Genomic DNA, 11,850 nt, shown 5'->3' with positions numbered 1-11,850 from the left:
TTGATCTTGATTTGTTCTCGTTACGTCGGTACCATCGCCGCACCGACGCCCGAATTGCGTCCACGCCGATCGCCGTTGGTCTCCCATGCAACACGACGCGATTGCGTGTTGCATAGCGTTTCATAACGTTTCATCGGGGACTGTGCCGGACCGCCGGCGGGGTGTGCGCCCCGCCGGTGCCCTCGCGTCCCCTCCCAATGGTCAGAGTTCTTCCTCGTCCCCGAAGCCGGCGTCGTCCCAGGCGGCCTCGTCCGGGACCTGCTCGGCGACCTGGTTGACCGCCTCCTGGGCCATGGCCTCGCCGCCGGAGAACATGTTGGACAGGGCGCTGCCGATCAGCATGCCGCCCGCAACGCCCATGGCCGTCTGCATGGCGCCGGCCATGAAGCCGCCGCCCGCGCGCTGCTGCGGGTTGGCATAGGCCGCGACGCGCGGATCGCCGTAGGCCGGCGTCTGCGGCTGGCCCCACGGGGAGTTGGCCGGGGAGTTCATCATGCGCTGCGGCGCGGGGGACGGCTTGGCGCCGCCGCCGAACAGGCCGCCGAAGATGCCGCCGCCGCCAGCGGCCGGGCGCTCGCGGAGCTGCTGCTCCAGCTCCTCGTTGCGCGCCTGGGAGGCGGCGAGCGCCTGCTCCATCATCACCATGGCCTGCGCCATCAGGTAGGGGGCGGCGGGCTGGCGGGCGACGAGGTCGCGGATGTGGGCTTCGGCCTGCGGGTCGCGCGGGCCGGACTGGGCCTCGGCCTGACGCAGCTTGGCGAACAGGTCGTCAATGATCTGGCGTTCGGTCTGGTCCATGGCTGTGCTCATGCTTTCGGTGGTTGAGGGAAATGCGGACGCGCGAGGGCACGACGCCGGAACGGCACCGTGTGCGGTCCGCAAGGTACGAAGGGTCGTCAGAGGGAGTGTGGAGAGGGTGGAGGCTTGGGAGTCTCGGGTCCATGGGGGCATCGGTCCCTCCAAGTGCGGTCACGCCCGTCGGCGCAAAAGCAGGTGAAGAGATCCGACATCGCGACCACGTCTAAGTCGCCAGAGGGGCCCGGATCCAAGTGACGCAACACGTGGCCCGGCGTCGCAGCGCTGTCAAGGGAGGGGGAAGCGCTTTTTCGACGCCGCGCGGCGGACCGCAGGGAAATTGACCTTATGGCTGATAAGGATTATTTTTCGGCCCAACCACAAGGTTACGCTCGCGCTGCGGTTGCCACCGCGAGGGCGGACCGCGACCGCCCCGACCGAGAGGAACGCCGCCCCATGACCCTCGCCCCGCTCCGCGCCCTCCGCCTTGCCGCCCTCCTCGTCGCCTTTTCACCGGCAACTGGGGCAGCCGAACCGCCGCAGTACGCCGTCACGCCGCCATCGTTGTCGCCGGCCGGCGTGACCATCGTCGGACACGGCACGGTCGGAACCGGGCCTGAGGCGATCCTGGTCATGCATGAATGGATGGGCGATCACAGCAACTACGCCGGCCTGCTGCCCTTCCTGAACGGGAAGGACTTCACCTACGTCTTCGCCGACCTGCGCGGCTACGGATGGTCCCGGGATCTCGCCGGCGCCTACACGGCCGACGAGGCCGCCGCCGACATGTTCGCCCTGATGGACCGGCTCGGGCACCAGCGGTTCCACGTGGTCGGCCATTCCATGTCGGGGCTGATCGCCCAGGCCATGGCGGCGAAGGGCCGGGACCGGCTGAAGAGCCTGGTCGCCGTCACGCCCGTCCCGGCCTCCGGCTTCAAGACGGACGAGGCGGGCCTCCAGAGGCTGGCGGCCATCGTCGACGCCGACGACGCCATGCGCGGGGCCATCAAGGCGCGCGTCGCCCAGCGCTACACGGACGGCTGGGTTGACTACAAGCTGGCCATCGCCCGCAACGCCACCGGGCGCGAGGCGATGCTGGGCTACCTGAAGATGTTCACGGGCACCGACGTCAGCGCGGAGGTCGCCGGGCTCGACCTGCCGGTCCTGCTCATCACCGGGGCGGATGACATCCCCTTCTACCAGGAGGCGGCCGAGCGCCCGAAGTTCGAGCAGGCTTACAAGAACCTGACCGTGGAGCGGATCGAGAACGCCGGCCACTACCCGATGCTTCAGACGCCGCCGCTGCTGCTGGCCAAGATCGAGGCCTTCGTCGCCGCCAACGCGAAAGCCAAACCGGGGAATTGATCAGACCACCTCGTCGTACTCGACCTTCGGCACGTCGATCCACGACGACGGCTCCCCCCGGTCCTTGCGCCAGAACACCACGGGCAGGTCGGCGTTCAGCACGCGCGCGATGGAGGCGCCGCGCGCCGTCATGATCTCCTTGTACTCCGCCGCCTCCACGATGCGGACGCCGTAGCCCGGGATGCGGTCGGCCTGGAGCACGGGGCCCAGCGCGTTCTTGAACTTGCGCAGGTCGTTGTCGGAGCCGACCCGCTTGCGCAGCGGCTCCAGCGCCATCCAGAAGGCGTTGCCGTGCCCCAGATGGGCGCGCGCGATCTCGTAGAGCCGCTTCTCGATGGGCTTCAGCGCGAAGTAGTCCTCGGAATAGGTCAGCAGGTTGTTGCCGAGCGCGGCGCGCACGACCCAGTTGGACAGCACCAGCGTCAGGCCGCGGACCTGCCGCTCCCCGTCCTTCTTGCCGCGGCGGTACAGCAGCTTGTAGTCGGAAATCCAGGAGAAGGCGCCGGTCTCGCCCTCGCCGCCAGTCTCCAGGTTCGTCTTGATCTGCGTGCCCTGAAGCCGTTCCAGCGCGCCCTCGATCTTGTCGTAGGCGCTGCCGCCGGCCGTCTTGCCGACGATCCGCTGCAGGTCGCTGGTGGTGAAGTGCAGCTTGCCGACCTCCGGCCCCATCTTGCCCTCGGCCATCTTCTCGCGCAGCAGCGAGACGGCGTAGATCAGCACGGACTTGTCCCAGATCGTCGCAACGCCGACATCGCGCGGCGCCCGCACCTCGATCTTCACCTTGCCGTCGTCGTAGGTGGGCAGGCTCTCCACCTTGTCCTTCGACAGGCCGAACAGCGAGTAGGCCATCAGCGCCCGGTCGTTGTTCACGTCGCCGCGCAACGGCGAGTCCAGGCGAAGCGCCAGCTGGACCGGACGGTCCAGCAGTTCCTCCGCGTTGTTCTTGTCGTTCTTCCGGTCGTCCATGCCGTTCCCGCGTTCCATCGCCCGGCCGCCCCAGCCAAGGCAGTCCCGGTCATGATTCCCGATGCGCCGCCCATGTGCCACGGCGCAGGTGCAAACGTCGCCATTCTGCCGAAAGATTCCCGGGCGCCGGTTGGACCTTCCCTGTGACCGGCCCCCATGCCTGTCGGCGAATGTCGCCGTTCTGCCAGTTCCGCCCGTGGCTACCCGGTGGGGGTGAGTCCACCGGCGCCCAAACGTCCGCGTTCTGACGGTCGGCCCGGCCAAGCGGCCGCGAGGAGTCCGTGAAGCCTTTGGATTCCCTGGGGATTCGCGGACCAGCAGGGGACTCCAGGGCCGCCCGGGACCGCCGGCGAACCGGCACATTGGCAGAACGGCGACACTCGCCGGAGTCCGCTTCGCCCCGATTCTCGGGCCTTTTGCGGAGTCACCGCGAGACCACAGGTCAAGTTTTTCGGCAGAACGGCGACATTTCCCGGAGTCCGGCGCTTTCCGCTCGCAGGAATCTTTCGGCAGAACGACGACGTCGGGCGGCCGGTTTCTCGGCAGAACGGCGACGTTTGAGCGTCGCCAACGTCACAACGACGACATCCAAGGCGTTGATTCCGCTGACTCCTTGCTCGCCCGGCCAGCCCGCCCGGGGGCCCAAGGCGCGCCCGTTTGAATCGTGGACAGCCCCTGGAGGCCGCGACAACATTGTCCGTGACGGGCAAACCATGCCCGAACCGATTGCCATGCCGTGCCTCGACCAAGCGCGATGGCCGGCCAGACACGAACGCCAAAGGAGGCGACGATGACGTAGCGGAGGAAGCGACCTCCGGAATCACAAAGGGCCCAAGCCTTGCGGCCTGGGCCCCTGTGAAAACCGATGGAGACCGGCAGAACCGGACCCCGCATCAGCAGTTTGGCGACTCCATGATGCCAGGGTGGATCCGGAAAACCAAGCGGAATCGCGGATTCCGTTAACGGGTTTGCTTTGTCTCCACGGTCCCCGGCTTACCGGATTATGGCCCGCTGGATCATGGGATTTTCAATGAAGCCGTACACGACCCTGTACCGGCACTGGATTGCTGTGTCTGGAGTGGGGGCCGCGGAGATCGCGGTCCTGTCCGGCCTTTACGCGCGTGCGGGCGCCGACGGCGTCTGCGCCGACCTCGTGCAGGACGAGCTTGCCGCCGAGTTGGGCAAGAGCCGCCCGTGGCTCAGCGCCGTGCTCACGAAGCTTCAGGCGCCCGAGATGGCCCTGGTGGAGGCCCGCCGCAAGCGGGGGTTCCGCGGGATGGTCTACGCCCTGGCCGGCGCCGCCGACTCCTGCGGTCAGCGGGGCGACGTGACCGGTCAGCCGGCTGACGGACTCCTGGAATCGGAGAATCCCTTAGCTTCTCAAAACTCCTCCTCCCGCCGGGCGGGGGGAGCGGGCGAGCGGATCCGGATCAACGGGACATCGTTCGCCGAACCGCTGGCCTCGGACTGGCAACCGACCGCCGACGACCTGGCCTGGGCCGCCGAGACCCGGCCGGACGTCGATCCCGCCGCGGTGACCGGCAAGTTCGTCGGCTGGTGCCGCAAGGCCAACGCCCGCAACGGCTACAGCCCGGCCGATCCCAGCACCGCCTGGCGCCGCTGGGTCGCTCGCGAGCTGGTCGCCCCGTCCGAAGCGCCCACCGATCCGCAGGGCGCACCTGCCGTCCGCCAGTCCACCGCCACCCGCCGTCCGACCAACCGGAGCGATCAGAATGACCGCCGCCCTGCTTCCCTTCCCCAGCAGCCCGGACACGGGCTGGCGTCCTGCAACGCTGCCCGAAACGCTGCCCGAAACGCTGATGTCCTCGCTGCCCTCCGCGATCGTCTCGCTCGCCCGGCTTGATCGGGCCGACCTGCGGTTCGAACTCGGCGACCGCGCGCCGGAGGAGATCGGCGCCCTGGCGGAGCGGGTCGAAGCTGCGCTGTCGGAGGCCGCACCCGCGATCGGCGTGGAGAATGTCCTGACGGGGATCGAAAAGCTCTCGGCGCGCTTCGGGCTGGAGCTGCCGGACGCCGACGTCCTGGAGGCGGATGTGCTGGAGATGGCCTCCTGGCCGGCGGAGCTGTGGATCGCGGGGTTCCAGGGGGTCTGGGCTTCCTTCCGCTCGGGCTTCCGGCGCTTTCCGACGGTTGGCGACTTCCGGGCGGCGGCCGGGCAGGCCGAGAGCGACGCTGTGCGGCGGGTGGCGGCGTTGCGGCGCCTCGCCACGACCTTGCGGCAGGAGCAGGCGTTCCGCGCCCGCGAGATCGCCTTCCGCCGCCGCCAGAAGGAGCGGGAGGCGGAGCTTGCCCAACGGCAACAGGCGGCGGCCCTGCCGCCTCCGGCCGAACGCGCGCAGGAAACCGTGCGCAGGGCGGACATTCCCGCAACGCCGCAGTTTTCCGTTGAAGCCCGGCGTGTTCCTCCCTGTACTGGGGGCCAGCCGGGGATGGGATCGTCCTTTCCCCTTCCTTTCGCCCCCGCGCGGGTTCCGGACGCCTCCCGACCATGGATTTTCTCGCCCCGTTATCCGGCATCGCCGCCGTCGTGGTGCCGGTCTTCCTCATCGCCGCCCTTGGTTTCGGCTGGAAGCGCGCCAAGCTCCCCTACGACAGCGCCTTCATCACCACCTTCGCGATCAACGTCTCGACGCCCTGCCTCGTCTTCTCGTCGCTGGTGCGGCTGACGCTGGGCGGCGAGGAGCTGCTGACCATGGCCGCCGCCTCGGTCGGCTGCATGCTCCTGGCCGGGCTGCTCGCCACGCCGCTGCTGCTGGCCTTCCGGCTGCCGCTGCGCGTGTATCTGCCGGCGCTGTCCTTCCCGAACGGCGGCAACATGGGCATCCCCGTGTGCCTGTTCGCCTTCGGCGAAACCGGGCTCGGGCTGGCGGTGCTGTTCTTCGCGGCGCTCGCGGTGCTGCAATTCACCATCGGGCCGGCGCTGGCCGCGGGGCGAACCGACGTCGCCCAGGTCCTGCGCACGCCGGTGATCTATGCGGTCGCCGTGGCAGTGATCGTCCTGCTGACCGGGATCCAGCCGCCGCAATGGGTGACCAACACCACGACGCTGCTGGGCAACTGCGCCGTACCGCTGATGCTGCTGTCGCTGGGGGTGGCGCTGGCCGGGCTGCGGATGCAGGGGATCCTGCGGTCGCTGGCGATGTCGGCGCTGCGGATCGTGCTGGGATTCCTCTCCGGGCTGGCGATCGTGCATCTCCTAGGGCTGCAGGGCACGATCCGCGGGGTGGTCCTGCTGCAAAGCACGATGCCGGTGGCGGTCTTCAACTATCTGTGGGCGCTGCGCTACAACAACGCGCCGGAGGAAGTCGCCGGCATGGTGCTGGGCTCCACCGCCATGGCCTTCCTGGCGCTGCCGCTTTTGTTGCTGGCCGTGATGTGATCCCGGCGCCAAAGCCCGGTTTTTGCCCCTGGCCGCTCCGCGGGCCGGTCCCGTAGATTTGCCGCCGAGATCCAGGCGGTGGACGGGGCGGGAGACGGACATGAATTGGAACAAGGGCTTGCTGCGGGTCTGGCTCGTGGCCGCGGTGCTGTGGGCGGCCGCCGTTGCCGGCTATGGCGCCATGGCGCTGGGCGGCCGGCCCGCCGCGGCGTCCGGCGTCTACGCCTACTCGACCGCTGCGGAGGCGTTCGTTCCCCAGCAGCTTGCCGTCACCGACGGGGTTTTGGAGGATGGCGTGGTGCGCGGTGTCATCGTCCGGATCGAGCTGGACGACCACACCACGCTGTTCGCTCCGCGCGACCTCGGGGAGGATCGCCTGCGGGAGATCACCCAACGCTTCCAGGACCAGCACGCCCCGGTCGGGGCGCGGGCTCTGCTCCCCTGGGCGCTGGGCGCGCTGCTGCCGCCGGTCGGGATCCTGTTGGCTGGGGTGCTGCTGTCCTGGATCCTGCGCGGCTTCCGGCCGGGTGCCGTCGCCGCTCCCCTCGCGGAGGACACCGCCCCGGCCGAGGAGCCGGCCGCCGAGGCGGCGACCGCGGGCTGGACCTCGTCCAGCTCCAGCCTGCCGCCCTTCATCCGGACGCTGGGACCGGTCCAGCGGCGCGGCCGCGCGCCCGTCCGGGTGCTGGGACAGACCGGGCGCTGAGCCCTTGGGGAAAAAAATGGACCTGCCGATCGCTCGGCAGGTCCATCAGGGTGATGCAGGGGCTTCTTATCAGACGGCGAAGTTGCTGGCGGTCAGGTTGGTGACGCCGGCAACCGTGATCTGCGTGCCATCCGACAGGGCGATGACCGAGCTGCCGCCCGTCACCGTGACCTTCGCCGCGACCTGGGCCGCGGTGAGGCCGTAGCCCTGGACCGCGATGAGGTCGGAACCGGCGGTGAAGTCGCCGATGATGTGCTTGCCGCCGCCGAAGACGGTGCTGAACACGAAGATGTCGTTGCCCGTGCCGCCGAACAGCGTGTCGTTGCCGACGCCGCCGACCAGGGTGTCGTTGCCGGCGAAGCCGCCCAGGACCGCGTTGCCGGTCTTGGAGGTGGCGCCGATCAGCAGGTCGTTGCCCGAACCGCCGGCGATCGTGGTGTTGCCCGCGCCGCCGAACAGGGTGTTGTTGCCGGCCGCGGCCGCGATGGTCGAGTTGCCCGAGCCGCCGATGACCAGGTTGGAACCGCCGACGACGTTGATCACGGCGTTGCCCGCACCGGCGCCAATGGTGGCGTTGCCGCCGCCCGCGATGACGGTGTCGTTGCCGGCCGCATAGACCTTGTTGTTGCCGCCGGCGAGACCGATGAGGTTGTTGCCCGTGCCGGCGGTGATGGTGTTGTTGCCCGCCGCCCCGACGATGGTGTCGTTCCCGGTGCCGCCGTAGAACAGGAATTCACCGCCCGCCGTCGCGTCGGTCCCCAGCAGCTGGTCGGCCGAACCGCCGACGATGGTGCCCGATCCCGTGCCCGCGTTGATGACGGTGCCGGCCTTGTCGTTGGCGACGAGCAGCTGGTTCTTGGCGCCGCCGCCGACGAGGGTGACCGGGCTCGTCGTGTTGCCGATGAACGTGGCTGTCCCATCGACCTTCGAAGCGACGACGTTGGTGTCGAGCACCGTCTCCATGGCGGAGATCACCGACTTTTGCACCAGCGTGTCGTTGAGCACCACCGGATTGCTGGTGTTCGTCTCCAGTGCCGTCCGCGTGTAAGGCTGCGCCTTGGGCGCGATGTCGTCGTTGCGGATGAGGCCGTTCGCCGTCGCGGTGCCCAGCGTCGCGCCGACGGGGTTGGACAGCGTCACGGTGAAGCCCTCGTCGGCTTCCTCCTGCGTGTCTCCGGCCACCGTCACCGTGATGGTCTTGCTGGTTTCGCCCGGGGCGAAGGTCACGGTGCCCGATGGCAGCCTTCCCCCGAAATCCGCGTCGTCGGCGGCGGTGCCGCCCGATCCGGTCAGGGCCCAGGCGACCGACGAGCTTCCCGCAACGTCGCCGTTGCGCGCCAGGGTGAAGGTGAAGGCCGTGCCGGGCGCGTTGCCCTCGTCCTTGGACGCGTCGGCGGCGGCGATGGACAGCGTCGGCTCCACCGGTGCGGCCATCGAGGTCAGCGCGATGAGGTTGTTCGACGCGCTGAAGCTGCTGACCTGGAAGGCACCGGCCAACTGGACGGTCATGTCGGCACCCGGCGTGCTGTCGGCGCCGATGTGGAGCGTCGTGACGCCGTTCGCCCGGCTGACCTGGACATCGCCCAGGCCGACCGTCGCGCCGGTGCCGGCGGTCACCGATCCGCTGAGGACCAGGGTGTCGGTGTTGATGACGTCGCCAAGGTTGAAGTCGGTGATGAGGTCGACGTCGCCCATCGGGTCGAGCGGCGATTCGACGAAGGTGTCGTTTCCGCCGCCGCCCGTCAGCGTGTCGGCGCCGCCGCGGCCGTTGATGGCGTTGTTGCCGGCGCTGCCGACGATGGTGTCGTTGTAGTTCGAGCCCGACCCGTTCTCGACGGACGTCAGCGTGTCGCGCCCGCCCGTTCCATCCACCGCCCGGCCGGCGGCGAGGTCGATGCTCACCGGACCGGTGTCGTTGACGTAATCGACGCGGTCGATGCCGGCCCCGCCGTCGATGAGGTCGTCGCCGCCCAGGGGGTCGAACCGGTCGTTGCCGGTCCCGCCCGTCAGCGTGTCGGCGTAGTTGGAGGCGCGCACCCGCTCGAAGCCGGAAATGGTGTCGGTCCCGCCCCAGCCGTCCTGGGCCAGGCCGGTGCCGAGGTTCACGGAAACGCCCGCCGAGGAGTCCCGGTAATCCACCATGTCCGCGCCGGCGCCGCCGTCGAGCGAATCATTGCCCGCCCCGCCCCGCACGCTGTCGTTGCCGGCACCGCCGACGATGGTGTCATTGCCGCTCTGGCCGAAGAAGAAATTGGCCTGATCGTTGCCCATCAACAGGTCGGACAATTGCGAGCCGTTGATGTTTTCGATGTTGGTCAGCACGTCGCCGGAAGCATCGCCGGCACTGACCTGCGCGCCGGTCAGGGAGAGGTCGACCGTTACCCCGACACCGGAGTTCCAGTAGGAGACGGTGTCGTCGCCGACGCCGCCGTCAAGGACATCCGCGCCGGCACCACCCTCAAGGATGTCGTTGCCGGTCCCGCCGACCAGCGAGTCGGCGCCGTTGCCGCCTTGCAGGTTGTCGTTGTCGGCCCCGCCGTCCAGAGTGTCGTCCCCGACGTCTCCCCAAAGGTAATTGTCCCCGGCGTTGCCGGTCAGGCGGTCGGCGAATTTCGAGCCGTTGACGTTCTCGATGTTGAGCAGCACGTCGCCGGAGGCGTCACCCGCGCTGACCTGCGGGCCGGTCAGGCTCAAATTGACCGTCACACCGGCGTTGGAATTGTAGTAACCCACGCCATCCGTGCCGGCCCCGCCGTCGAGCGAGTCGGCGCCAGCGCCGCCGTCCAGGAAATTGTTCGCGGCACCACCGATCAGGGTGTCGTTGTAGGACGATCCCGACAGGTTCTCGATGCCGACCAGCACGTCGCCGGACGCGTCGCCGGCGCTCACCTGCGGGCCCGTCAGTCGGAGATCGACCGTCACGCCGGCGCTGGAGCCGTAATAGCTCGCCATGTCATTGCCGGCGCCGCCGACCAGCGAGTCGGCCCCGGCGCCGCCGCTGACGTTGTCGTTGCCGGCGCCGCCGTCCAGCGTGTCGTTGCCGGCGTCACCGCCCAGGAAATTGTCGCTGGCATCGCCGGTCAGGATGTCGGCAAATGTCGAGCCGTTGAGGTTTTCGATGCCGACCAGCACGTCGCCGGAGGCGTCACCCGCGCTGACCTGCGGGCCGGTCAGGCTCAGATTGACCGTCACGCCGACGCTCGAATTGAAGTAGCCCGCGGAGTCGGTGCCGGTCCCGCCCACCAGCGAGTCGGCGCCGGCGCCGCCGCTGAGGTTGTCGTTGCCGGCGCCGCCGTCCAGCGTGTCGTCGCCGGCGTCACCCCCCAGGAAATTGTCGCCGGCGTCGCCGGTCAGAATGTCGGAAAATTTCGAGCCGTTGACGTTCTCGATGTTGAGCAGCACGTCGCCGGAGGCGTCGCCCGCGCTGACCTGCGGGCCGGTCAGGCTCAAATTGACCGTCACACCGGCGTTGGAATTGTAGTACCCCACGCCGTCCGTGCCGGCCCCGCCGTCGAGCGAGTCGGCCCCGGCACCACCCTCCATGAAGTTGTTTGCGGCGTCCCCGATCAGGGTGTCGTTGTAGGACGATCCCCACAGGTTCTCGATGCCGACCAGCACGTCGCCGGAGGCGTCGCCGGCGCTGACCTGCGCGCCTGTCAGGCGCAGGTCGACCGTCACGCCGGCGCTGGAGCCGTAATAGCTCGCCATGTCATTGCCGGCGCCGCCGACCAGCGAGTCGGCCCCGGCGCCGCCGCTGAGGTTGTCGTTGCCGGCGCCGCCGTCCAGCGTGTCGTCGCCAGCCTCACCCCCCAAGAAATTGTCGCCGGCATCGCCGGTCAGCTGGTCGGCAAACAGGGAGCCGCTGAGGTTCTCGACGTTGAGCAGCACGTCGCCGGAGGCGTCGCCGGCGCTGACCTGCGGGCCGGTCAGGCTCAGATTGACCGTCACGCCGGTGCTGGAGCCATAGTACCCCGCGCCGTCCGTGCCGGCGCCGCCGTCGAGCGAGTCGGCCCCGGCACCACCCTCCATGAAGTTGTTTGCGGCGTCGCCGATCAGGGTGTCGTTGTAGGACGATCCCGACAGGTTCTCGATGCCGACCAGCACGTCGCCGGACGCGTCGCCGGCGCTCACCTGCGGGCCCGTCAGTCGGAGATCGATCGTCACGCCGGCGCTGGAGCCGTAATAGCCCAGCATGTCGTTGCCCGCGCCGCCCACCAGGGAGTCGGCGCCGGGGCCGCCGTTCAGGACATCGTTGCCGGCGCCGCCGTCCAACGTATCGTTGCCGGCGTTGCCCAGCAGCGTGTCATCGCCGCTGCTGCCCACCAGGGAATCGTCCGCGGGTGTACCAGTCAGGTTTGCCATGTTTCTGCACCGATCCAAGATGGTCATCAACTCGCATCGGTGATTGTTTCCAGGCAACATTCCCCATTCAATACATATTCATCGATTAGCCGCACCCCGGCGGGGGCTGAATATGCAACCTCATGGACGTTCAGGGCGCCAGGAACTTGCGGCGGCTACCTGTGGAGCGGGTTGCGTTATTGAATTTCTACCGCAGCGCAAAACACAGGGTTGTGCCGCTCTCGGCTGCCGGCGAACGCTTCGGGCGCTCGTCGGC

General features: G+C 68.9%; 7 protein-coding genes. 4 read left to right on the top strand and 3 right to left on the bottom strand.

Going from position 1 to position 11,850, the window contains the following annotated elements:
* Window positions 1-201: 201 nt before the first annotated feature.
* Window positions 202-798 (bottom strand): DUF2076 domain-containing protein, encoded by a 597-nt coding sequence (locus J2851_RS28735; RefSeq protein WP_209770659.1) that lies wholly within the window; start codon window positions 796-798, stop codon window positions 202-204.
* Window positions 799-1,251: 453 nt separating this feature from the next.
* On the opposite strand from J2851_RS28735, the gene J2851_RS28730 reads away from it, so the two are divergent.
* Complete coding sequence (locus J2851_RS28730) at window positions 1,252-2,160, top strand: alpha/beta fold hydrolase (protein WP_209770658.1); 909 nt, start codon at window positions 1,252-1,254, stop codon at window positions 2,158-2,160.
* Here J2851_RS28730 and J2851_RS28725 read toward each other — a convergent pair whose 3' ends face one another.
* A complete protein-coding gene (locus tag J2851_RS28725) occupies window positions 2,161-3,144 on the bottom strand; it encodes a replication initiator protein A (protein WP_246500996.1) in 984 nt (327 codons plus the stop codon).
* Between the two features lie 1,000 nt (window positions 3,145-4,144).
* On the opposite strand from J2851_RS28725, the gene J2851_RS28720 reads away from it, so the two are divergent.
* The 3 genes from J2851_RS28720 to J2851_RS28710 all read left to right on the top strand — a co-directional run bounded on the left by J2851_RS28720 (window position 4,145) and on the right by J2851_RS28710 (window position 7,232).
* Complete coding sequence (locus J2851_RS28720) at window positions 4,145-4,990, top strand: NADH-quinone oxidoreductase subunit E (protein ID WP_246500995.1); 846 nt, start codon at window positions 4,145-4,147, stop codon at window positions 4,988-4,990.
* 645 nt (window positions 4,991-5,635) lie between these two features.
* On the top strand, window positions 5,636-6,526 hold the full coding sequence (locus J2851_RS28715) for an AEC family transporter (RefSeq protein WP_209770657.1): 891 nt from the start codon (window positions 5,636-5,638) through the stop codon (window positions 6,524-6,526).
* Between the two features lie 100 nt (window positions 6,527-6,626).
* A complete protein-coding gene (locus J2851_RS28710) occupies window positions 6,627-7,232 on the top strand; it encodes a hypothetical protein (RefSeq protein ID WP_209770656.1) in 606 nt (201 codons plus the stop codon).
* Between the two features lie 69 nt (window positions 7,233-7,301).
* Here J2851_RS28710 and J2851_RS36430 read toward each other — a convergent pair whose 3' ends face one another.
* On the bottom strand, window positions 7,302-11,594 hold the full coding sequence (locus J2851_RS36430) for a beta strand repeat-containing protein (protein ID WP_281416100.1): 4,293 nt from the start codon (window positions 11,592-11,594) through the stop codon (window positions 7,302-7,304).
* Window positions 11,595-11,850 lie beyond the last annotated feature (256 nt).

The organism is Azospirillum rugosum, from assembly GCF_017876155.1.
Taxonomy (GTDB): domain Bacteria; phylum Pseudomonadota; class Alphaproteobacteria; order Azospirillales; family Azospirillaceae; genus Azospirillum; species Azospirillum rugosum.
Note: the sequence above shows the minus strand (reverse complement) of the source record. Positions and strands in the feature narration are given on the sequence as shown.